We start from the raw sequence: 22,210 nt of genomic DNA on the forward strand, positions 1-22,210 counted from the left end.
AAAACGGATTTTGTCGAAAAATGACTATTTTTACTCATCGTATTTTTTATGTCGCAAACACAAATTTACGATGTTTTCAAGAAGCCATTAAATTGGCTTCTTGTTTTATCGGACAACAATGATTATTAATATAAAAACATTATAAAATTATGAAAATCACCGTAGTAGGATCCGGTTACGTTGGTATGTCCAACGCCGTACTTTTATCTCAAAAAAATGAAGTGGTTCTATTAGATATTATACCGGAAAAGGTCGAAATGATCAATGCAGGGAAGTCTCCAATTGAAGATTCAGAAATACATAACTATTTAACCGAGAAAAATATAAATCTAAGAGCAACCACGGATAAAACGGTTGCTTACCAAAACGCAGAATATATTATAATTGCCACTCCTACAGACTACGATCCAAAAGAAAATTTTTTTAATACCAAATCTGTAGAATCTGTGATAGATGATGTCATTAAAATTAATCCCAATACGATAATTATTATAAAATCGACTGTTCCGGTTGGTTTTACAAAACAGATTAAAGAAAAAACCAATTTCCAGAATATTATTTTTTCTCCGGAGTTTTTACGCGAAGGGAAAGCGCTATACGACAACCTCTATCCATCAAGAATTATAGTGGGCGAAAGAAGTGAGAGAGCTGAGAAATTTGCGAACCTGTTAAGCGAGAATGCATTGAAATATGATATTCCAGTTCTTCTAACAGATTCTACTGAGGCGGAAGCTATTAAACTATTTTCAAATACCTTTTTGGCAATGCGTGTTGCCTACTTCAATGAACTTGATAGTTATGCGCAGGTTTATGGCCTGAATACCAGGCAAATTATAGAAGGAGTTGGACTTGATCCCAGAATTGGATCACATTATAACAATCCTTCATTTGGTTATGGAGGTTACTGCTTACCGAAAGATACCAAGCAACTATTGGCGAACTATGAACAGGTTCCAAACAATTTGATAAGGGCTGTGGTAGATGCAAATAGAACTCGGAAAGATTTTATTGCAGACTCCATTCTTTCTCTTAATCCTAAAGTGGTTGGTATTTACAGGTTGGTAATGAAGGCGGGTTCGGATAATTTCAGGGCTTCGGCAATTCAAGGTATTATGAAGCGAATAAAAGCAAAAGGAGTGGAAGTGGTGGTTTATGAACCAGTTTTGAATGAGCCTAGTTTTTTTGGATCTAGAGTTTATCAAAACTTGAACGATTTTAAAGTGGTTAGCGATGTTATTGTAGCAAATCGTGTGACAGATGAAATATCTGATGTGTCTGAAAAAATTTATACAAGAGATTTGTTTGGTAATGATTGATATAACGTATAACTACATTTAATATGCATATATTGTACATTCATCAATATTTTTTAACACCAAAGGAACCTGGAGGTACCCGTTCATATTGGCTTACACAAGAATTACTAAAGAAAGGACACAAAGTTACAATGCTAACCTCTTCAGGGAAATTTGAAGAAAATATTAAAGAAATTAATATAGATGGTATTGATGTAATTTATATTAAAGAAGAATATAACCAAAATATGGGTATTTTTCAACGGTTAAAAGCATTTTTGAGTTTTATGTATAAAGCAACAAATATTGCTTTGAAGCAGAGAAATATAGATTTGGTGTTTGCTACATCAACTCCGTTAACGGTTGGTATTCCTGCGTTAATTTTAAAATGGACAAAAAAAATACCATTTGTTTTTGAAGTAAGAGATCTTTGGCCAGAGGTGCCTATTCAAATGGGCGCGCTTGACAATCCTGTAATGAAATGGGTAGCTGTACTTCTGGAAAAGACAATTTATAGAAATGCTGAACACGTCATCGCGCTTTCTCCTGGGATGCAGGATGGTGTTATAAAGTATATTTCGAAAGAAAAGACATCTATGATTCCAAATATGGCTAAAAAAGATGAATTTTGGCCCCGAGAAAAAAATATTCACTTACAAAAAGAGTTAGGCTTAGAAGCTGATAGTTTTAAAATTATTCATTTTGGCTCGCTTGGATTAGCCAATGGAGCAGATACAATTATTGAATCAGCAAAAATACTTAAAGACGATCCCTCAGTAGAATTTCTATTTGTTGGAGGTGGTTCTACTGAAAATCAATTAATTGAACAGTGTAGAAAACACCAGATGACTAATGTGAAGTTTCTTGGTAAATTTTCTATGAAAGAAACATCTGAAATTGTAAATCTTTCTGATGTTTCCATAATTTCTTTTAAAGATTTACCTATTTTATATACTAACTCTCCAAATAAACTTTTCGATTCTTTGTCTGCCGGTAAGCCAATCATTGTAAATTCAGCAGGGTGGACAAAAGATATGGTTGAAGATCATAATTGTGGATACTATATTAATCCTCATAAGCCTCAAGATTTAGTTGATAAAATTAAATATTTACAGTCAAACTCAGATATTGCATCCCAGATGGGAAGAAATGCACGTAATTTAGCTGAAACTAAATTTGATAAAACTATACAATCAAAAAAATTCTCTGATATTATTGAACAGGTTTATTCTAAGATTTAATATTATCTTATTTTTAAACAAAATGCTTAAGCTTACGAAAGAGGTTTCTTCAATTCACTTAGTTTTTCTTCTAATTGGAGTTTTTCTAGCATCGCTGTTAAGTTATTTTTCAATCAAAGTAATCTTAATTATTTTACTTATCCATTCAGAATAGTTTGTTTAATTTTTGCCAGTATTATTATTTTCAATAACCTAACAATTAAGACGCCTAAGGCTTTGATTGTTTTTTTACTTTTCTTTATACTGTATTCATTTAGAATTTTTTTTGATCTGTTCATTTCGGAGATCAATTATAAGAAACCCCCAATAAATTATTTGGCAACTTTTTATGGAGCAGTTGCATTTCCGATGCTTTCAGTTTTTTTTATTGATTTTAAAACCGTAAAACTAAATATTGTTTTGAAATCAGTTTATATCATTTATTTTATTTTTTGTTTTATAAATATTTTATTTTATGAAATTCCTGCTGTCCCTACAAGATCATCAGGAATTTCAGGATTGTGGCCTATAAGTTTTGGACAGGCGGGAACTACTCTTTCTTTGTTGAGTCTTTATATGTTTGGATTAAATTTGTCTGTGATGGATAAGATTCTACATATTATAGGATACATATTAGGAGTTACAATTGTTTTTATTTCGGGAAGTAAAGGTCCGGTAATTAGCTTAGCTATTATTTCTCTTTTTTATTTACTTTATAATAAAAAGATTATTTTAAAAAGAAATAATGTGATTTATATAGCATTAGGTGTTTTTATTGGAACTTCGATAATATATTTATTTTATATAAATACTAATTCACTTGTTTTAATAAATAGAATCAATTACGTAAATCTGATTTCAGATCCGTCAACCATTCAAAGACTAAATATTCTTAAAGCAACAATTCTAAACATCTATAAAAATCCATTTTTTGGCAGTTCTTTTCTAATCACAGAACATGGTCTAACCTCTTCATATCCACATTTTCTTATTTTAGAAGCTTTTATGACTACGGGAATATTTGGAGGTGTTCTTTTTTTAACAATTAATATAGTTATATTACGTTCTGCATATATTTTAATGCCATTTAAGGAATATCACTGGATAATATTAGTTTTTTTGCAGTATTTTCTTCAAACTTTTGTTTCTTCCTCATTGTATGCCAGTACTTTTTTTTGGATATTTTCGGCTATGCTAATAACAATATCCTTCCAAAAGAAACTTATTGATTAATTTTGTAAAATGTATAAAGTTTTTCTTAAAAGAATTATAGATTTAGTACTAGCTTCAGTAGGGTTTGTGCTATTAAGTCCACTTTTTATTTTTACAACAATTAGTTTATATTTAGCTAACAATGGTAAACCTTTTTTCTTCCAAACCAGACCGGGAAAAGACGGAAAGCTCTTCCGTATCATTAAGTTCAAAACCATGACCGATAAAAAAGATGCTGATGGAAATCTCTTGCCTGATGCCGAAAGACTAACGTCAATCGGTAGTTTTGTAAGAAGAACCTCATTGGATGAGATTCCGCAATTAATCAATGTTATAAAAGGAGATATGTCGCTCATTGGCCCCAGGCCATTATTGCCACAGTATCTTGAACGTTACAACGATTTTCAACGGCGTAGAAACGAAGTAAAGCCAGGAATTACCGGCTGGGCTCAGGTCAATGGCAGAAATACCATTTCCTGGGAGAAAAAATTTGAATACGATGTATGGTATGTAGATCATATCAGCTTTTTATTAGACTTGAAAATTCTTTTTTTAACCATAAAGAAAGTTTTTATTAGAGAAGGAATTTCACAGGAAGGACAGGCTACCGCAGAAGAATTTAAAGGAAATTTACAATGATCGTTTTATTTGGAGCAAGTGGACATGCAAAGCCAATTTTGGATATTTTCTTTCAGAACGGAGAAACAGTGGCTAAAATACTGGATGATAATCCCAAAGTTTCAGAAATCTTTGGTGTAGAAGTTGTGAAAAATAATTTTGATTTAGATTACAATCAAAATGCAGTTATTTCGATTGGAAACAACCGTATTCGTAAAAAAATAGCTAAAGAATTACCTTTTAATTATATCAAAGCTGTTCATCCCAAATCTTCTGTGTCAGATTTGGCTCAGCTAGGAGAAGGAACAGTGGTTATGGCTAATGTTTCCGTGAATCCGGATGCGCTGATTGGCGAACATTGTATTTTGAATACGGGTTGCGTGATTGAGCATGATTGTAAAATCGGTGATTATGTTCATATTTCACCAAATGCATCGTTAGCCGGCGATGTTTCTGTGGGTGAGGGAAGTCATATTGGTATTGGTGCATCAGTAATACAAGGAATTAAGATTGGAAAATGGGCTACGATTGGCGCCGGAGCCGTTATTATAAAAGATATTCCGGATTTTGCTATAGTAGTTGGGAATCCCGGAAAGATTATTAAAATAAAAACAGAAGAAAATGAACTCTAAAATTTGGCTTTCCTCTCCACATATGGGAGGCAACGAACAGAAATATATCAACGAAGCATTTGCTGAAAACTGGGTGGCACCTTTAGGTCCTAATGTTAATGAATTTGAGATTGATCTCAAAAATTTTTTGGGACAGAATTCAGAGATTGCTGCATTAAGTGCGGGAACAGCAGCATTACATTTGGCACTAATCATCCTTGATGTAAAGTTTGGTGATGAAGTCATTTGCCAAAGTTTTACCTTTTCAGCATCCGCCAATCCCATCACTTATCAGGGTGCTACGCCTATTTTCATTGACAGCGAAACCGATACGTGGAATATTTGTCCGAAAATGCTTGAACAAGCAATAGAGGACAGAATTTCTAAAGGTAAAGTTCCTAAAGCAATAATCGTGGTTCACTTGTACGGAATGCCTGCCAAAATGGATGAAATTATAACAGTGGCAGACCGTTACGGGATACCAGTTTTGGAAGATGCAGCGGAATCATTAGGCAGCTCTTATAAGGGCCAAAAATGCGGCACCTTTGGAGAAATGGCTATCTTAAGTTTTAACGGTAATAAGATCATTACTACTTCAGGCGGCGGAGCATTAGTATGTAAAACTCCAGAACAAAAAAACCGCGCAGTTTATTTATCTACACAAGCTAGGGATCATGCGCCGCATTATCAGCACTCGGAAATTGGATACAACTACCGAATGAGTAATATATGTGCTGGCATTGGTAGAGGGCAAATGGAAGTCTTAGACGAGAGGGTTCAAGCAAGGAGAGCGAATCATTTCTTTTATGTGGAATTATTTAAAGAATTTGAAGGAATTGAAGTTCTGTCCGAGCCTAACGAGGATTATTTTTCAAATCATTGGCTATCGGCAATAGTGATTGATCAAAAGAAAGCTGGCTTTGGAAGAGACGATTTACGTCTTGCATTAGAAGCTGAAAATATTGAATCAAGGCCGCTTTGGAAGCCTATGCACTTACAGCCTGTATTTGCAGACTGCCCTTACTACGGGGGTGCTGTAGCAGAAGATTTATTTAATAGAGGCCTATGCTTGCCTTCCGGATCCAATTTGTCAGATGCCGATCGAGAGAGGATAAAAGAAGTAATCTTACGATTTAAAAAGTAAGAATATGCAACTGCAAGAAACTCTTTTAAAAGACTGTTATATTCTCTCACCTACACTGTTTGAAGATTCCAGGGGCTATTTTTATGAAAAATTTAATGAGCGAGCGTTTGAACAGCAAACTAATCTCAATGGTAATTTTGTACAGGATAATATCTCTAGATCCATCTATGGTGTTGTTCGGGGAATACACTTACAAGAAGGCGGGCATGCACAGGCAAAATTAGTATCTTGTTTGGAGGGTAGAGTCTGGGATGTAGCAGTGGACCTACGAAGAAACTCTCCTACCTTTGGACAGTGGTACGGTATTGAACTGTCAGCGGAGAATAAACTTCAACTCTATGTTCCAAGAGGTTTTGGTCACGGGTTTTCCGTGCTTTCCGAAACAGCTATATTTTCATACAAGTGCGATAATTATTATAATAAAGAATCAGAAGGAGGGATCGTGTGGAACGATCCGGATTTAAATATAGATTGGAAATTACCCTTAGAAGATATTATCCTTTCCGATAAGGACAAAATTCTTCCTACTTTTGCAGAAGGTAACTTCTGAAATATATTATTTTGAATCAACTATCCTCTTTTAAAACCATATTCATTACCGGTGGCGCTGGCTTTATAGGATCCCACGTAGTCCGGGAATTTGTAACCAACCTTCCTAAAACCACTATTGTAAATCTCGATGCGCTAACTTATGCTGGAAATCTCGAGAACCTTAAGGATGTTGAGCATCTTCCTAACTACAGATTCGAAAGAGTTGACATAACGAATACTGTGGCGCTTGCTGAGGTATTTAATAGGTATACACCAGATGCAGTGGTGCACCTTGCTGCAGAGAGCCATGTAGATCGCAGCATTACTGACCCCAACGCTTTTATCCAAACAAATGTTATGGGTACTGCCAATCTACTTAATTTGTGTAGGACTATTTGGAAATTCAATCCCGAACATGCCCATGGAAGATTTTCATTAGAAGAGAGACAAAACTTATTCTATCACATTTCCACCGACGAAGTGTACGGCTCTCTTGGTGAAAAAGGTCTATTTACTGAGACCACTCCGTACGATCCCAAATCGCCCTATTCTGCTAGCAAAGCAGCCTCTGATCATCTAGTTCGCTCCTATGGAAATACCTACGGCCTGCCGTATATCCTATCTAACTGCTCTAATAACTACGGTCCAAACCATTTTCCCGAAAAACTCATTCCACTTGCTATCAATCAGATAATCAATGAGAAACCTATTCCGATATACGGTGATGGGGATTATACTCGGGACTGGTTGTATGTGGTAGACCATGCGAAGGCGATATTTCAGATTTTCCATGAAGCTAGAACGGGTGAAACTTACAATATTGGTGGATTTAACGAGTGGAAAAACATCGATTTAATAAGGGAGCTTATTTCGCAAATGGATAAGAAGCTAAGAAGACCAGAAGGGTATTCTTTGAAGCTCATGGAATTTGTAAAAGACCGACCAGGTCACGATAAGCGCTATGCCATTGATGCTAGCAAGTTAAACAGGGAGCTAGGCTGGAAGCCAAGCGTCACGTTTGAGCAGGGACTTTCAAAAACCATTGATTGGTTTTTGGAAAATAGAGAATGGCTGGATAATGTGACGAGTGGTGAGTACCAAAAGTATTACGAATCGCATTACAATAATTAGTATTCCACCAATAACAACTTTATGAAAGGTATTATCCTAGCAGGTGGTTCAGGAACCAGGCTTTACCCTCTTACGATAGCCGTAAGTAAGCAGCTTATGCCTGTTTACGACAAGCCAATGATTTATTATCCTCTTTCTGTGTTACTGCTTGCAGGAATTAGAGAGATTCTGATAATAACTACCCCTGAGGATCAGAAATCTTTCCAGAAATTACTTGGTGATGGTAGTGCTTTAGGATGTACATTTGAGTATAAAGTACAACCGTCTCCGGACGGCCTAGCCCAAGCCTTCATTTTGGGTGAAGAATTCATAGGAAGAGATTCCGTGGCACTCGTTCTGGGCGATAATATTTTTTATGGTTCTGGGCTTTCAGAGCTTCTTGCAAGTAAAACTAGCATCCACGGAGGATGCGTATTTGCGTATCAGGTTTCAGACCCGGAAAGATATGGAGTCGTACAGTTTGATGAAAAATTAAAAGCAATTTCTATCGAAGAAAAACCAGTGAGACCTAAATCCAATTTTGCGGTTCCTGGTCTTTATTTTTACGATAACTCGGTGGTCCAGTACGCTAAGAATTTAAAGCCCTCTCCAAGGGGCGAGCTGGAAATTACCGATATAAATAAGATTTACTTGGAAAAAGGTCAGTTGGAAGTAGGAGTCATGAGTAGAGGTACTGCATGGCTTGATACTGGGACTTTTGACTCGCTACATGAAGCCTCGGAGTTTGTGAAGGTACTTGAAAAAAGACAGGGCTTTAAGATTTCCTGTATTGAAGAAATAGCCTACAAGAAAGGTTTTATAACGAAAGAGCAGCTCTTGGAATCTGCCGAAAAATACGGTAAAAGTGGTTACGGTGAATATCTACGTAGCATAGTTTAAATTCCATTACCTCTTAAAGAATAAAACGCCTCGGATATTTGAATTTCGAGGCGTTTTTTCTTTCGTGTGCATGTGGTTTTGAAGCAATTATAGGCTCTTTCTTTTTTTCACGGGATGTCAATACTTCAGTCTTTAACCTATTTCTTGACTTTTTTAGGACCTATATTTAAGAATCACGATGATTAAAAAATACAATTCGTCCAGATAGTTGGCTTGAAGCACGCAAAATTGTCCATTACAGTCCAGATTTTATGTTTATAGTCCTTGAGCTAGTACATATGACGAATTAGCAAAAGTTTTTAGTGAGATTTGCTCAAGAGATGATTCCAATAGAGGAATTCTTCTTTTTGTAAATCCTACCACCATGATCGTAAAAATTCTTAGTTCTAAAGGTGACTCTTTTCATGCCGTGCGCTATACCACAAGCAAAGTGCAAAAAGGCCAAGGTGAACTGCTCCTAATGGAAAACTTTCCAAAGGGCTTCTCAAAATCCTCTTCTGCTGGCAAAGTACGAGCATACTATAAAGAGCTAGGTGATAGAAACGCACGCTGTAAGAAAAAGCAATTTCATATGGTACTTTCCTCAAGATACCAATCCGAGAAATCCTCTAGATGCTTGGAGGGTGCGCGAAGTGTCATGCAAGGATTAGGGTATAAAGACCAACCGGTTATTTATGTGGAGCATCGTGACACGGAAAACACCCATTTGCACGTAGTGTCTGTTCGTGTAAATGTACATACTGGTAAAGTGATCTCAGATTTCTGGGACGGTATTAGAGCTTATAAAGAACTAAGCCTATTCAAGAATCAAGACCACACTAAGAAAATTAAGGACCTGTTGTCGTATAAAATCCAAAACTTGGAGCATCTTAAAATTCTGCTTTTCCGCGGTGGGTATAAGATATTCCCCTGCAAAAAAGACGAAGGAATTTACAAAGTGTTCCGTGGAGTTGTTCTACATAGTTTTAATCCAAATGATTTGGGCATAAGTAAATCGCCTTCCAAGGAAAGCGCTACAAGAGTGCTTTCTATAGCTAAAAAAAAGGCTATAGAATATTCCCCGCTACTATTTACAGTAAATAGTGACCGTAAAGAACCGGTAGTAAGAGAAGGCGTATCAAGGGCATTTACCAAGGAACTGCAAAGTGAACTTCAAAGCCATTTAAAAAGGAACCTTGGGATAGACATTATTCTTGAGCGAGCAGGAACAAATGCAGATCGCTTACTTGGTGGACTTGTAATCGATCACGACTCCAAGGAAGTGTATCCTCTGGATCAAGTAGTAGGATTACAGAATCAGTTTAATTTGACAAAAGAGGAAATTTCCAAAAGGGAGTTTTTACGACTTCAGAACTACGAAATTTCTTCCATTGCTCAAAGAGATCTACTTCTTTCAGCATTAAAGAATCCTTCTATAAAGCCGTTCATGGTATTTAATTCTAAGGAAAAGAAAAGGCCAGAGACTATGGATTTAATAGCCCAGGATGCGTTAAGCTCTACCGAAGGCTGCTTTATAAAGGGCGCAAAAATAGTACTTGATCTCGAGGGCAGCGAATTCCATTTTTTACACCAACGCCTGCATTTTCTAGGAGAACTCAAGTCTCTTATCGGAAATGACCGTTACCAGGAATTTGAAAAATCACCCAAAGCGATGCAGTTAAGGACTTTGCACGAGTCCCGGAAAATGCTTCCGGTGCAACAACCTAAAGCGCAAGAAAGAACTGCTTATTCCCCGGACGTATCCAACACAGAGTCCAAGCGGCAGCATCAACTTATTAAAAGGTGATTATTTCCTGCACCTCACCCAAAGGAGGCTCAGGAAAAAGTACCGTAAGTCTTTTTCTCTCCAAGTATTTGGCTTTTAAGGGATATAGAGTCCTGCTTTATTCCAGTGATTTGAGCGCTGTGCTCCCTTTAGAACGGGGTACACTTAATTACGAAGTATCGGTAGAAATACAGAGCTTTCCTGAGGTATCGACGCTGCTGCAAGACGTAGAACAGAATAAAACACCACATACGGTTCAAATAGTAGACCTAAAGGATCCTTTACAATTTGAAATCCTAGAGGTTCTGGAATTATCCGATTTAATTGTAATTCCTTGCCCGCCCACTGCGTTAAGTATCCAGAGTAATCTCGTATTTCTTTCGTACTTGAAAGAAATGGAGTTGCAACATAAAGTTTTAGTGCTGTTCAACCAATGTAGTAACATTCGAAAATATTCTCAGATCAAAACGATGGAAATGCACCTACTAGGAACAGTGCAGATTATAAAACAAACCTTGCCCAATCTGGCCCTTTTCGAACACATAGCTCTCCAACCTATAACTGAAGAGGAGTTTAGAATCTTAGAGCCAGTTTTTAGCCCGATTTATTGCCTTATAAAATAAAAGACTCTCCCCATGACAGAAAACAGTATGTCTATTCCAACCTATTTGGTCGCACTATTTGCGCTGTACGGAGCGTACTTTATATCCAACCTGATTTACGATCTGTATTTTAAACTTAAGGGTAGGGCCTCCAACGAAAGTTCCTCCCTATATTCCACCTACGAAATCGAGCAGGAGAAGCCCGAGCAGGTCTTGGTAGAAGAACAGTCTCTGCCTGTGGAGCGCTCTTACGTTTGGGAGGAGGGGGAAGAGATATCTAATGATCTCCAGAACCAGAGGAGTTGCACTCAGACGGATCTCTCTTTATCCGCTGGAAGCGAAGATCAGCCAGCACTGCTACTTCATGAAAGTGAAAATGAGGAAGAATACAATTCCACTCCGGAAACACATGGAAAGGAAGACTCCGCTTTAGAAAAACTTTCGTTTGAGGAGCAAGAATTTGATGAGAAATCTTCTCACCATCTTGGAGAAAAAGCGCCCATTAGTAACGTACTCTCCGGTGAAAGTAACTATATGAAAGCAGAGCCCCAATCTTCTGTAGTATTTAGACCCCCAGTAAAAGAGGCCAGCAATCAGAAATCAGAAATCTCCGAAGAAAATAGAGCTAACGCGCAAAAAACATTGGCCTCTTCCCCGCGCACGCAGAAGGGCTCCATTTCAACTACTAAAAAACCGGTAGTGTCAAAAGAGCGCGCAAAAATGGAGAATCTGTTTTTAGAATCTTCCCTAAATGAACCCGCGCCAAAAGACGTTCTTGAGGAGAAAAAATTAAAATGGAAAAAACTATTGGAGCTTTCTCAAACCTCGGTGGAAATCCAAAATAAGGACGGACAGATAACCTACCGATCGCTTCTTAATGCTAAAGAAGGCTAAACCAACTAAGAGAGAGCGTATCAATCCGTACTTAGCCCCAAGCCTTACCATTCAAAAGATTAACAATTCAACTACTAACAATTAATCCATTAAATACTTTATTATGACACAATTTATTACCTCAAAACGTACGCTATTCAAAATCGCGCTACTTGCTCTATTCTGTTTCTCCTACGCACCGATGATGGCGCAGTACGGAGGCGCTAGTGCCCTGTCGGGAGCCAACACCTCCATACGTGCCTATTGGGAGCCCATGAAGCTGATCATTCAGGCCATAGGCGCTGTGGTGGGTCTTATCGGTGGCGTTCGTATCTATAACAAATGGACCAACGGGGACCAGGATATCAATAAAGAAATCGTCGGCTGGGCCGGAGCCTGTCTTTTCCTTGTAATCGTTCCTCAATTCGTAGGCGCTTTCTTTGGTCTCTAATGCAGTATAAGATCTATAGGGGTCTTAAAAAGCCCCTACTTCTCTTTGGTCTTAAGGACCGATTCATCTATCAGGCGTTGGGAGCAGGCGCTATCGGCCTTCTTTTGGCAGTGCTTCTTTCCACCCTTTTTGGAATACTAGGAATGCTTCTAGGTCTTGCCTTGGGCGCAGGTCTTATAGCGCTTGTCTACAAAAGACAAGATAGCCAAGGCCTGTACCCGAAAACGCGCTCTAATGGGACGCTCTACGTCTTTTCTCCAACCCTTAGTAAACGAAAACTATGAACCTTCAAAAAAAGTCTTTTCATTTGCCCTACCTGGGATGCGATTTAGCAGAGGCCCAAGGCCTTCCCTACGATACGCTTGTGGGCCCGTTTGGAGAGCCCACCGTGGGGCTGGAGATTAGAAATCTGCCCCTGCAGTGGTGCTGCAATTCAAACAGCTATTCCAGTTACCACCGCGTGCTTCTTCAGATCTGTCAGATTCTGGGGGAAGGATATACCATTCAAAAACTGGACGTATTTACTAAGAAAACCTTTAATGCGGCCCCAAGAGAATCAGCCATCGAGAAGAAGTACGATGCCCATTTTAGTGGAAGAGCTTATAAAGAGCTTAGAACGTTTCTGCTTTTCTCTCCTCTTCTAAGCGCTACGAAAAGGAAAGGAATAAATCTCTCTGAGGCTACCGCTTCCCTAACTCCTCTGAAGGAAAAGTTCTCTAAAATCTACCTGCTGCTTGATTCTGTTGGAGCACATCCAAAGTATCTGCGCCTTAAGGACTACGAAAACTACCTTGCCCTACTTTTTCAGGGCAAAGAGACTAGCACTCCCGTAAAGGAAAATATACTTTCGGGTCCGGAGTTTCTTCAGGTAGGAGAGATGCTACTAAAAACTGTCTCTCTGGTAGATCTTGAAGAGCTTTCCATTCCTGTAGATGTCTCTCCCAGTGCGTCTGACGGCAAAAACCTGGGCGCAGCGGTGGATCCTTTTTCCTTTCTGTTTGATCTTAAAGAATCTCCCCTTATAGTCTATAACCAGATCCTTCGAATTCCCTTGCAGTCGAAACTTCACAGGGAACTGGAGCGAAAGAAAAAGCGCCACGAAGGGGTATCCAGCTCAGCTCCTTCCAATTTACTGGTAGCCCGTGAAATAGAATCACTCCTCGAAGAAGTAGCTCGCGAGGGGTCCCTACTCGTAGAAGGGCATTTTTCGGTGCTCTATAGTGCTGAGGATAAACTATCCCAGGAGAAGATCCAGGGATCTCTCGAGACCGGCTTTTTCCGTCGCGGCATTGTGCTTTCCAAAAATGCATACAACCAAATGGAGCTTTTCCGCTCTTTCTTTCCGGGAGGGGCAGTAGAACTTAAGTCCTACGATTTCTTTTTATCGCCTTTGGAGCCTATGCTTTGCTTTTTATTTAAGGAGCATCTTCCCGAAAATGAATCCCGTGGGTTTGCACTAGACTTTACTTCCAGAGAGGGTATTCCTCTTCGTATTGATCCCTCGGACATTCCTATGCAGACGGGAAGGATCTCCAACCGCAATAAGTTTGTCCTAGGACCCTCGGGCAGTGGGAAATCTTTTCTTATGAATTCCCTAGTGGAGCAGTACCTTAGGTACAATTACGATGTGGTCATTGTGGACACCGGGGACTCCTACCAGGGTCTTACACGCTACAAGGAGGGACGCTACATTCAGTACTCCGAAAAGGATCCTATCACCATGAATCCTTTTCAGTTATCTAAAGAGGAACTCGGAATAGAAAAAATGGAGTTTCTCTCCAGCCTTATCTATCTAATATGGCAGGGACAGGAAAAGGAGATGAGTCCGAGTGAAAAATCGGTACTGGACTCCCTTCTTCTTTGCTACTACGAGCTGTACTTTTTAAAGAAAGAGGGAATCGAAAACTACCCAGTAGAAAAAAGGACTGGTTTATACCAAAAATACCTCCCGTACGCCTCTGCGCTTTCCTCGAAGGGCAGCATAAGGAAAAATAACATTGGTGGTAGAAGTCTGCATACTGGATCCTCTACAAGCTACTATGAAGTTTTAGGAATAGAGTCCACTCTTCCCATAAAAGAGATCAGGCAACACGGGAAGCGACTGCAGGGGGAGATGCAGCAAGGAGGATTAGTGGATACGCCAGAGGTGCTCTCTGAGGCACTTACAGTTCTTTCCAATTACACCACCAAAAGGGCCTACGATAAGACGCTTGTTAGTAGCAGAGAGAAGATAGCAGCTTCCCTGCCGCATTTAAAACAAAAGGATCCAGTTACTGCGGAGGAAAAATTTCAGAACCTTCTTTTTCATCTAGCGCCCGAGGCACTCTGTTTTGATTCATTCTATAAGTTCTCAGAGCATTTTTTGCCTGTATTTTTAAATGGGGGGCAGCTTCCTATCTCGGAGGCTTCCTTTAACCAAAGCACCTTCTTTTTGGTGCTTCGGGATTTCTGCTCGGGCGGAAAGTATGGAGAGACCCTGAACCGACCCCAAGAGAAAAGCCTTTTTGAGGAGCAGCTCATAGTCTTTGAAATCGATGCCATAAAGGATAATCCTAAGCTCTTTCCTATTGTTACCCTTATCATTATGGATACGTTCATTCAGAAGATGCGCTATAGAAAGGGTCGCCGTAAGGCGCTCATCATTGAAGAGGCCTGGAAAGCCATCGCATCAAAACTCATGGGAGGCTACATACTCTACCTTTATAAGACGGTTCGAAAATTCTACGGTGAAGCCATTGTAGTAACGCAGGAACTTCAGGACATCCTTTCCAATCCGGTAGTGAAAGACTCCATCCTAAGTAACTCCGATACCTTAGTACTATTAGACCAGAGTAAATTCCAGGAGAACTACCAAAGCGTGGCGTCCCTACTAAACTTAAATGCCGTGGAGCAAAGTAAGATCTTTACCATGAACCGCCTGGATAATAAAGAGGGTAGGGAAAGGTTTAAAGAATTCTATTTAAAACGGGGGGACTCGGGAGAAGTGTACGGTAATGAGGTGTCTCTGATGCAGTACCTTTTATACACCACCGAAAAGCCCGAAAAAGAGGCCCTGGAATTTTACTACGAAAATGCGGGGAGTCTTAATGAAGGGCTGGAGCGGTTCCTTTTGGACCATAAATCGCTTGGACTTTCCCTCTCCGAGATGGTCTCACTTGTGAATCTTTTAAAGAGACCTCTTAAATCGAGCGATGCCCTTAATTTTCAAAACATAAAAAAAGAATATCCTACAATAGACCCGTGGGAATTACTCCGAAAAGAGCTAGCTCAGTAGGGAGTGACTTCTGACTAAACTAACAAGCTGTAGAAGAGTAGTAATCACTTGCCGTTAGTCTTGGTTACCGATCTAATTAAAAAATCTTTTTTAATCCTTACCCCATAGAAAAATGCTTTCGGGATTTGTGCGAATTACCACCAAGCATAGTTGCCATCGAATGCACGTACCTAAAATATTTAATGAGGTACCGCAGTTATCCCTTATGCCCTACAATTTATACACTATGTACTATTACTTGATTCCTTTTCTTTTGGTGTTAAGCGGCTTTTTAAGCGCGCAGAATACCTATATCGATCCCACCACAACTGCAGCGCTACTTCTCTACAGCAGCGAGCTTAAAAAGTCGCAGGAGAAAACGCTTGTGGAGCAAAAGAATCTGCAAAAAGCGCAACTTTTTCTCTCCTCCCAGATGGCGGCCGTCTCCTCCTTACAGCAAAAAGTGTTTAAGGGCCTCTCCGAGGTTTCTACGAGCCTCTCGGGAGGAATTAAAGTAAAAGAAATTTACTCGGATCTTTCCGAGTGCGCAGGCCTTTTACGGCGTATTGGATTGCTCACTGCCCAGGCGCCCCAGTACGCCGTCTTTGGCGCAAAGGCCTCGGAAGAAACCTACCACCGTACACTTGCAATGACCTCTGAGATCTCGGAGCTACTTCAAGGCGGAGAGCTTAACCTAATGCTTGCAGGAGATCGCTACCGCCTTCTTTTTTCCCTTTCAGAAAAAATAAAGACCCTTAAAATGCATCTTTTCTCGATTTCCTTTGCGATGGAACGGGCCGCGCGCCTGGGTTTCTTACGGGCCCTAAACCCCTTCCAGGGATACATCAATACCGACAAATCCATAGTGGAGGAAATCATGCGCCGCTACAAACATTCGTTCTAATGAAAATTACTTATCCACTTTTTACCCTGTTCGCTTTTCTACTGCCTGCAGTGCTGATCTTAAGTTCCTCTTCCGGTCCTGTAGAGGAGCCGTGGGCTCAGGAGAACGTCTCTTTCCCTATGCTCAATATGGAGATCCGCCACAGCCTGGAAGAGCACGAAAGGCAAACGCAGCTGCTACGCTCGGGCGCCACGCTTTCAACCCTAGAAGAAACTAATTCCAGGCTGTGGGAAAAAACGTTTCAGCGCGCAGAGGATATCTCTTCCAGACTCGGGAGCGTATCTATAGCGCTAGAGGCCTCACCAACCGCGTACGGAATCTACCTAGAGGCAGAGAAAATAATACGTAACCAAACGCTGCTCTATAAAGAAATTGAAAAGGCTCCTTATGCAGTAGGGCAGGTGCTTTCAGGTCAGATCCGTTTTGTAAAGGACCTGGAAATGACCCTGCGGCTTATTGTGGGCCTCTCTGCTTCCTCAGGATTGCTCTTAGAGATGGAAAAAACGGACCGCGCTACGCTCTTTTCCTTTGCCCTAAGTGAAGTGCAGTCTCTCGAGCAGCAGTCTTTTCTGTTGCTCTACCGAGTACGGCAGTTTCTGGAAAAACTTGGGAATACACAAAGCACCCTCATGTACTACGTTAATCGGGATAAAGAGATGGTGCGTAGTATTCTTAGCGGACTTAAATTCTAAGGACATGAAGCAACTACTAAAAGTTTCTCTGGGACTAACTCTTTTTACCGCCGCATACCTACCGGCCCAAAGCCTGGTGGTAGTAAATGAAAAATTACTTTTTCAACTATCTAAAAACCAGCTTGCCCGAAAGGCCAGCACCACGCAGTTTGAGTCCTCGATTAAAAAACAGAATGCACTTTTGGAGTCGGCTAGTAAAAAAGCGGCCCTGGTGCTTTATTCCCATGAGGTGCTCTATCAGAAACTCTACGAAGTGGACGCCCTTATTAAAGACTCCCACCAGGTGCTTAAAATAGGAAAACTCCTCGAGGATCTGGGAAAAAGCCTTGGGAAGCTCTCTAGGCACTCTCTAGATAGTCCAGAGTACAGTCTGCTGCTTAGCCGCTTCTATCTTCATTTTTATTCCGAATCCCTGCTTTTAAAGGATTTAATTGCAAAGGAAATCCTCTCTGAGGACCCGAAGCTTCTTCTTACTTCCTACCACAGGGACCTACTGCTCTCTAAGGTAGTGCACCGACTGCAGAGCCTCTACAATACCTCTAGTTATATTCTCTCGGCGCTGGAATTCTCTAAAAAGCGTCCGTACCTGGAGCAGATCCCAGGACTTGAGGACTATATAAACCTGGACCGGGAGCTAGTGCGCTCCATTCTTTCTAAATACCAATCTATAACGCGCTAATGTTATGCAATTCTCTCAAAAACTATCTTTTCAGCCCTTACGATTTTCCTTAGTACTACTCGCTCCCCTTGCACTGGGACAGGCGCCTGTAAAAAAGCTCAATGATCCCTCCATCGTCTCCATGCAAAAGCGAAGGGTCTTTGAGTCCTGGGGCGAGTTCTCTCCGTACCCTAAATACCTACTCGGAGTACAGACCAATCTGGCCTATGCCACCGTGTGGGGAATGTGGTCTCCCCAGCGCAATAGGACCTATCGCGAAGGCAGAGACCTTCGGCCCTTGGGGCCTAGCGGAGAAGAAACCCAGCGGCAGGTTCTGCAAAGGGAAGGGGAAAAGAGCTCTCTTTCGCTTTCCCTTGCAGCGGATTCTTTGTCCCAAGTTTCCCTAAAGGAGCTCTCCCAGGTGCTTCCCGTTACCTTAAAAGCAGATCCCCTGTATCTACTATACTACAAACTCATGCTAAGGCCCTTAAAGGAGTGTCCTGTAGAGCCTTTTGCTCCAAAGGATTGGGATTTAAATCCTAGTCTTAATCTGGAGCTCTTTAAATGGGAAGGAAGGCACCTGCCGCTACAGGAAAAACTTATGGTCTTAAAAGATAGGCTCGAGCTCTCAGAGAATAGCCTGATGAAAAAAGGAGAGCGGCTTTTACTACAGCACCATCTGCTGCTCTCCTTTCGAAAGCTTAAAAAAGAAATGCACTATGCAGCCCTCACTTTTTCCTTGGCCCAGCGAGCGAATCAAAAGCTAATAGAAGCTAAAGAAAGTTCTTCCTCTCCTGATAAGTACTCCAGGCGCTCTGATAAAGAGATCGTACAAGGGATTCTCTCCTATTATAAATCCAAAGAACTATGAAATTTTTCGCTCTTTTTCTTACGTTTTTCCTGATACTGCTCCCGCAGGAGGCCTTGGCCCTAGAGCCTGAGAGCGCTTCCAAGATGCTCGAGTTTTTAAAAGGTGACGGAGCCTTTGAGAAATGGTTTATGGAAGTCTTTACCACGCTCGACCAGCAGGTGGAATCCAGTGCCCTCTCGGCCTCGATGCTCGGAAGATCGATCGGAGGCCTGGGCTCTCTTATCTACCTGGGGTATCTGGGGTTTCAGATGCAGGAGGGGGCGCGGCCCTGGGAAGTAACCCCCATGCTTCGGCCAATCGTCATTGGACTGATCCTTTTAAACTGGGTAGGTTTTTGCCAGCTGATCCAGTACCCTTTGCAAAAACTTGCAGAGCCTTCTAAGGAGATTTTTTTCAGTATTGAAAGGGAGGCGAACCTAGTGCGCACTGAGCGTTTTAAAAAGCAGAACCAGCTCCTGGAATTTCTAATTCGGCAGCAGGCCGAAGAAAAAGCCCGCGAAAGGGAGATGTCGCTTTCGGAGTCCGGCGGCCTTGGCGATGGGATACTTGAAGGGGTGAGCAGTCTTTTTGTGCCTGTGGAAGAATGGGTGATCCGGATGGATTTCCAGTTCCAAAAACTTTTGGCAGAGCTCCTGGAAGCCCTTTCCCTTACGGTTCTTAGAGTATGTACCTACCTTATCTTTTTTATCCAGAAAATCTGGTCCTATGTGCTGATAGTATTAGGCCCCATTGCGGTGGGACTTTCTCTTATCCCCGGCTTTGAACATTCCTTCTCCTCCTGGGTAGCTAAGTTCATTAACATCAACCTCTATACCATTATTTCCTATACGATCATAAATATTGGCCAGCAGCTGATTATCTCCGGCTACCACCTGGAAATAGAGCGCTACGATACGCTTCTTAATGAAGGTACCGTAACGGACCTTGCCATGCTCTCTACCTACATTGCCAACAACGGGATGATTCACACGGTACTTTTTCCCTGCGTGGCGTACCTAGTGACCGGCATAGGCATCCTTCTTACCCCATCCATTGCCGATTCCATAGTCTCTGGCGGTGGAGCAGGTGTAATGAGTAAAGGAAAAGCCGCCGCCAGTAAAATTACCTCCCTGTCCAAAGGCGCCTTTTCTTCGCTTAAGGTGCCTCGGTAGCTCTTTTGTCTTCCCTATACTTTTCAATTTAAAACTTCCTTTATGCTTATAAAAAACATACTTGAGCGCATCGAAATCAACCGCAAGGTATCCCTTGCAGCGATCTTCCTCTCAGCCCTTATTGTTCTTGCCGGATTTTTCCTGTCCTATCAGATCGTACGAGACTCTCGGAAATCCATCTACGTTCTGGACCAGGGAACGCCCATACTTCTGGAGCGCAGCGACTACCTTGTCAACCGGCCCGTGGAGTACCGCTCGCAGGTGGAGCTTTTTCACCGCCTTTTCTTTACCCTTCCCCCGGACGATCAGTACATAAAGGAGAATATTGAAAAATCCCTCTACCTAATCGATGAGACCGGAAAAAAAGAATACACCAACCTTCGGGAGAAGGGCTTTTACAATCAGCTGATTTCTTCAAGCTCGATGCTGAGCGTCTCGGTGGATTCGATCCGAATCGACGTGGAACGAAAAAAATTCTACTACTACGGAAAACAGACCATCAACCGTAAGACCTCCCTTATTACCCGCCGTCTTCATACCGAAGGAAGCTTCAAGGACATGCCGCGAACACCGCATAACCCCCACGGGGTGATGCTACTGCACTGGCAGATTACTGACAACTCGGAGCTTTCCACGCAAAGTAAATCCTCCTACTGATGAAGCCCGCCTCGTTTCTTACTCTTATTCCTTCCTCGTGGAAACTCTGGATAAAATCGAATCCAAAGAAAGTCTTTGTACTCTCTGTCTCGCTTATGATCGCTTCGTTTCTTTTTTCTCTGCTTCAGCATTTTTTCTTTCCACCGGATAACCTTTTTGGAGCCAAGGTCTATGAAGACTCTAAAGAAGTTGTGACTATTTCCGGTAGTAAGCCCACAACCCCGCAGGTGGACCTTAAGAAAGAACATATCCTTAAGGAGATTCTCTCGTTTCGGCAGAAAGCGAAAAACAGAATGCTTTCCTCAAAGGATTCCCTCAAACTTAACCTTCTAATTCAACGTTATGAACAGCTTACTCCTTCGCCTTAAGTCCGTACCTTTTTCTTCCAAGCGCTACGTACTGCCTCTAATTGCCTTGCCGTTTCTACTCTTTATGGGTTTTCAGTTCTCCAGGTTCTCTGCCCAGAGCCCGCAGCCAGATCTTCCTCCCGAACTCTCCCTCTCCCTAGGGGAATCGAGCGATTCTATTCTAACTAAGAATGAGGCCTACGATCATTTCTTTGCCCTGGGCGAGACGCCCAGCTCCCTGATGGGACTCGAAGAGGAACCTGCTACCCAACAGGCCCTGGGAGAGTCGCCTAATCCGTATAACGATAATACGTCGGGGGCTCTGCGGCCTAGGGACAATAAAGGCTATGCAGGTATGGAGGGATCAAGGGATTTAATCCGACGAATCAATGAGGCCAGTAGCCAAAGGCCCGCGGCCAGTTTTTCTTCCCTTCCGCATACTACTGCTCCCTCGTATGGGACATCAGAATATAATAGTCCACCGCCCAGCGCTCCCAAAGAAAGGGAGCTTTCCCCGGCCGAGATGATGCGCGAGCAGATGCTGCTTTTGGATTCCCTGGAAAAGGCGCGAGATCCCGAGCAGAAAAAAAAGGTTCAGGAGGATAAGGAGAAAAAGCAGCAGCTGGAAAGAAAGCAAAAGGAGCTTCTTTCCGTAAAGAAAATCTCCAGCCGGCCCGAAGGAAGCAGATTTAACGGAAGTACTTCCGTAAAAGACTCGCCGTTTCTCTCTGCCGTCCTGGACCAGGGCCAAAGCGGCTATCTGGGCTCTCGGATTTCCATTCGGCTTTTGCAGGATATCTACGTGGGGGATAGAAAGATTCCTTCCCAGAGTCTTCTTTACGCACAGGTGACGGGTTTTACCCAGGAGCGTATCAAGCTCTCGGTAGTATCGCTACTGCTGGAAGGAGAGATTCTTCCCGTCAGGCTTTCTATCTACGATCTGGACGGATTGGAAGGGCTTTACGTTCCCGGAAGCGCCTTTAGGGAGATGCTTTTAGAGATGGGGGAGTCCAGCGTTCAGGGGACCACCCTTGATGCTCCGGGACAGGCCTTTTATACCTCGCTTCTCTCCTCGGCCCTGCGCTCGGCCTCCCAGAGTGCCTCACGAATGCTTCGAAAAAATAAAGCGCACCTTAAACTAAGTACCCAGATCTACCTTAAGGACGTATCGGGAAGTTAATATCCAAAGGGCAGGCCCTTAGGGGAAGCGCTCGGCAGTAATTACGCAAAGCAGCCCTGTGGCAAGGCGAGCCACTGCTTTATTCGTAGGTCTTTCCTTACGCGTTTTATTTTTCCAAGCTTTTTAATTTCCATTCTTTTTAGTGCCAATGGAGCGTTCTGTATT

At 41.7% G+C, this 22,210-nt stretch carries 23 protein-coding genes; all 23 read left to right on the plus strand.

The genetic code is table 11. The annotated features are described in order from the left end of the window. Positions 1–149 precede the first annotated feature (149 nt). On the plus strand, positions 150–1,316 hold the full coding sequence (locus IC612_RS03870; RefSeq protein ID WP_194738865.1) for a nucleotide sugar dehydrogenase: 1,167 nt from the start codon (positions 150–152) through the stop codon (positions 1,314–1,316). Between the two features lie 23 nt (positions 1,317–1,339). Beyond that, entirely contained in the window at positions 1,340–2,536 is a 1,197-nt protein-coding gene (locus tag IC612_RS03875) for a glycosyltransferase family 4 protein (protein ID WP_194738866.1), read from the plus strand. A 315-nt stretch (positions 2,537–2,851) separates the two neighbouring features. Further along, positions 2,852–3,748 carry an O-antigen ligase family protein gene (locus tag IC612_RS03880; protein ID WP_194738867.1) on the plus strand — a complete coding sequence of 299 codons (897 nt, stop codon included), beginning with the start codon at positions 2,852–2,854 and terminating at the stop codon, positions 3,746–3,748. Between the two features lie 9 nt (positions 3,749–3,757). Further along, on the plus strand, positions 3,758–4,366 hold the full coding sequence (locus IC612_RS03885; protein WP_194738868.1) for a sugar transferase: 609 nt from the start codon (positions 3,758–3,760) through the stop codon (positions 4,364–4,366). Further along, entirely contained in the window at positions 4,366–4,977 is a 612-nt protein-coding gene (locus IC612_RS03890; RefSeq protein ID WP_317173992.1) for an acetyltransferase, read from the plus strand. The genes IC612_RS03885 and IC612_RS03890 overlap by 1 nt, the downstream gene beginning before the upstream one ends. Continuing rightward, a complete protein-coding gene (locus tag IC612_RS03895; protein WP_194738870.1) occupies positions 4,967–6,100 on the plus strand; it encodes a DegT/DnrJ/EryC1/StrS family aminotransferase in 1,134 nt (377 codons plus the stop codon). The genes IC612_RS03890 and IC612_RS03895 overlap by 11 nt, the downstream gene beginning before the upstream one ends. A 4-nt stretch (positions 6,101–6,104) precedes the next feature. Then, a complete protein-coding gene (gene rfbC / locus IC612_RS03900; RefSeq protein WP_194738871.1) occupies positions 6,105–6,650 on the plus strand; it encodes a dTDP-4-dehydrorhamnose 3,5-epimerase in 546 nt (181 codons plus the stop codon). A gap of 11 nt (positions 6,651–6,661) precedes the next feature. Continuing rightward, positions 6,662–7,762 (plus strand): dTDP-glucose 4,6-dehydratase, encoded by a 1,101-nt coding sequence (gene rfbB, locus IC612_RS03905; RefSeq protein ID WP_194738872.1) that lies wholly within the window; start codon positions 6,662–6,664, stop codon positions 7,760–7,762. Between the two features lie 21 nt (positions 7,763–7,783). Then, positions 7,784–8,641: a glucose-1-phosphate thymidylyltransferase RfbA gene (gene rfbA / locus IC612_RS03910; protein ID WP_194738873.1), complete on the plus strand. Its 858-nt coding sequence runs from the start codon at positions 7,784–7,786 to the stop codon at positions 8,639–8,641. Between the two features lie 364 nt (positions 8,642–9,005). Then, positions 9,006–10,427 carry a relaxase/mobilization nuclease domain-containing protein gene (locus IC612_RS03915; RefSeq protein WP_194738874.1) on the plus strand — a complete coding sequence of 474 codons (1,422 nt, stop codon included), beginning with the start codon at positions 9,006–9,008 and terminating at the stop codon, positions 10,425–10,427. Further along, a complete protein-coding gene (locus IC612_RS03920) occupies positions 10,424–11,029 on the plus strand; it encodes a ParA family protein (protein WP_194738875.1) in 606 nt (201 codons plus the stop codon). The genes IC612_RS03915 and IC612_RS03920 overlap by 4 nt, the downstream gene beginning before the upstream one ends. A gap of 12 nt (positions 11,030–11,041) precedes the next feature. Then, positions 11,042–11,902, plus strand: coding sequence for a hypothetical protein (locus IC612_RS03925; protein ID WP_194738876.1), 861 nt, complete (start codon positions 11,042–11,044; stop codon positions 11,900–11,902). A 103-nt stretch (positions 11,903–12,005) separates the two neighbouring features. Then, a complete protein-coding gene (locus tag IC612_RS03930; protein ID WP_194738877.1) occupies positions 12,006–12,332 on the plus strand; it encodes a DUF4134 domain-containing protein in 327 nt (108 codons plus the stop codon). Then, positions 12,332–12,616, plus strand: coding sequence for a DUF4133 domain-containing protein (locus IC612_RS03935; RefSeq protein WP_194738878.1), 285 nt, complete (start codon positions 12,332–12,334; stop codon positions 12,614–12,616). The genes IC612_RS03930 and IC612_RS03935 overlap by 1 nt, the downstream gene beginning before the upstream one ends. Further along, the gene (locus IC612_RS03940) at positions 12,613–15,606 is read left to right on the plus strand and encodes a TraG/VirB4 family ATPase (RefSeq protein WP_194738879.1); all 2,994 of its coding nucleotides are present in this window, start codon (positions 12,613–12,615) and stop codon (positions 15,604–15,606) included. The genes IC612_RS03935 and IC612_RS03940 overlap by 4 nt, the downstream gene beginning before the upstream one ends. A gap of 226 nt (positions 15,607–15,832) precedes the next feature. After that, entirely contained in the window at positions 15,833–16,489 is a 657-nt protein-coding gene (locus IC612_RS03945; RefSeq protein ID WP_194739044.1) for a hypothetical protein, read from the plus strand. After that, positions 16,489–17,181, plus strand: coding sequence for a hypothetical protein (locus IC612_RS03950; protein WP_194738880.1), 693 nt, complete (start codon positions 16,489–16,491; stop codon positions 17,179–17,181). The genes IC612_RS03945 and IC612_RS03950 overlap by 1 nt, the downstream gene beginning before the upstream one ends. Before the next feature lie 4 nt (positions 17,182–17,185). Then, entirely contained in the window at positions 17,186–17,860 is a 675-nt protein-coding gene (locus IC612_RS03955) for a hypothetical protein (protein ID WP_194738881.1), read from the plus strand. A 4-nt stretch (positions 17,861–17,864) separates the two neighbouring features. Continuing rightward, positions 17,865–18,710: a hypothetical protein gene (locus tag IC612_RS03960; protein WP_194738882.1), complete on the plus strand. Its 846-nt coding sequence runs from the start codon at positions 17,865–17,867 to the stop codon at positions 18,708–18,710. Next, a complete protein-coding gene (locus IC612_RS03965; protein ID WP_194738883.1) occupies positions 18,707–19,861 on the plus strand; it encodes a hypothetical protein in 1,155 nt (384 codons plus the stop codon). Before IC612_RS03960 ends, IC612_RS03965 begins: the two co-directional genes overlap by 4 nt. A 42-nt stretch (positions 19,862–19,903) precedes the next feature. Then, a complete protein-coding gene (gene traK, locus IC612_RS03970) occupies positions 19,904–20,518 on the plus strand; it encodes a conjugative transposon protein TraK (protein ID WP_194738884.1) in 615 nt (204 codons plus the stop codon). Further along, positions 20,518–20,886 (plus strand): hypothetical protein, encoded by a 369-nt coding sequence (locus IC612_RS03975; protein WP_194738885.1) that lies wholly within the window; start codon positions 20,518–20,520, stop codon positions 20,884–20,886. The genes traK and IC612_RS03975 overlap by 1 nt, the downstream gene beginning before the upstream one ends. Further along, on the plus strand, positions 20,861–22,045 hold the full coding sequence (gene traM, locus IC612_RS03980) for a conjugative transposon protein TraM (RefSeq protein ID WP_194738886.1): 1,185 nt from the start codon (positions 20,861–20,863) through the stop codon (positions 22,043–22,045). The genes IC612_RS03975 and traM overlap by 26 nt, the downstream gene beginning before the upstream one ends. Positions 22,046–22,210: the final 165 nt, after the last annotated feature.

It is taken from the genome of Planobacterium oryzisoli (genome assembly GCF_015354315.1).
In the GTDB taxonomy this organism is placed as follows: domain Bacteria; phylum Bacteroidota; class Bacteroidia; order Flavobacteriales; family Weeksellaceae; genus Planobacterium_A; species Planobacterium_A oryzisoli.

What these genes read in the sequence shown, in the direction of transcription:
- IC612_RS03870 (WP_194738865.1), top strand. Translation starts at nt 150, where the DNA reads ATGAAAATCACCGTAGTAGGATCCGGTTACGTTGGTATGTCCAACGCC.
- IC612_RS03875 (WP_194738866.1), top strand. Translation starts at nt 1,340, where the DNA reads ATGCATATATTGTACATTCATCAATATTTTTTAACACCAAAGGAACCT.
- IC612_RS03885 (WP_194738868.1), top strand. Translation starts at nt 3,758, where the DNA reads ATGTATAAAGTTTTTCTTAAAAGAATTATAGATTTAGTACTAGCTTCA.
- IC612_RS03895 (WP_194738870.1), top strand. Translation starts at nt 4,967, where the DNA reads ATGAACTCTAAAATTTGGCTTTCCTCTCCACATATGGGAGGCAACGAA.
- rfbC (WP_194738871.1), top strand. Translation starts at nt 6,105, where the DNA reads ATGCAACTGCAAGAAACTCTTTTAAAAGACTGTTATATTCTCTCACCT.
- rfbA (WP_194738873.1), top strand. Translation starts at nt 7,784, where the DNA reads ATGAAAGGTATTATCCTAGCAGGTGGTTCAGGAACCAGGCTTTACCCT.
- IC612_RS03915 (WP_194738874.1), top strand. Translation starts at nt 9,006, where the DNA reads ATGATCGTAAAAATTCTTAGTTCTAAAGGTGACTCTTTTCATGCCGTG.
- IC612_RS03925 (WP_194738876.1), top strand. Translation starts at nt 11,042, where the DNA reads ATGACAGAAAACAGTATGTCTATTCCAACCTATTTGGTCGCACTATTT.
- IC612_RS03930 (WP_194738877.1), top strand. Translation starts at nt 12,006, where the DNA reads ATGACACAATTTATTACCTCAAAACGTACGCTATTCAAAATCGCGCTA.
- IC612_RS03935 (WP_194738878.1), top strand. Translation starts at nt 12,332, where the DNA reads ATGCAGTATAAGATCTATAGGGGTCTTAAAAAGCCCCTACTTCTCTTT.
- IC612_RS03940 (WP_194738879.1), top strand. Translation starts at nt 12,613, where the DNA reads ATGAACCTTCAAAAAAAGTCTTTTCATTTGCCCTACCTGGGATGCGAT.
- IC612_RS03945 (WP_194739044.1), top strand. Translation starts at nt 15,833, where the DNA reads ATGTACTATTACTTGATTCCTTTTCTTTTGGTGTTAAGCGGCTTTTTA.
- IC612_RS03950 (WP_194738880.1), top strand. Translation starts at nt 16,489, where the DNA reads ATGAAAATTACTTATCCACTTTTTACCCTGTTCGCTTTTCTACTGCCT.
- IC612_RS03955 (WP_194738881.1), top strand. Translation starts at nt 17,186, where the DNA reads ATGAAGCAACTACTAAAAGTTTCTCTGGGACTAACTCTTTTTACCGCC.
- IC612_RS03960 (WP_194738882.1), top strand. Translation starts at nt 17,865, where the DNA reads ATGCAATTCTCTCAAAAACTATCTTTTCAGCCCTTACGATTTTCCTTA.
- IC612_RS03965 (WP_194738883.1), top strand. Translation starts at nt 18,707, where the DNA reads ATGAAATTTTTCGCTCTTTTTCTTACGTTTTTCCTGATACTGCTCCCG.
- traK (WP_194738884.1), top strand. Translation starts at nt 19,904, where the DNA reads ATGCTTATAAAAAACATACTTGAGCGCATCGAAATCAACCGCAAGGTA.
- IC612_RS03975 (WP_194738885.1), top strand. Translation starts at nt 20,518, where the DNA reads ATGAAGCCCGCCTCGTTTCTTACTCTTATTCCTTCCTCGTGGAAACTC.
- traM (WP_194738886.1), top strand. Translation starts at nt 20,861, where the DNA reads ATGAACAGCTTACTCCTTCGCCTTAAGTCCGTACCTTTTTCTTCCAAG.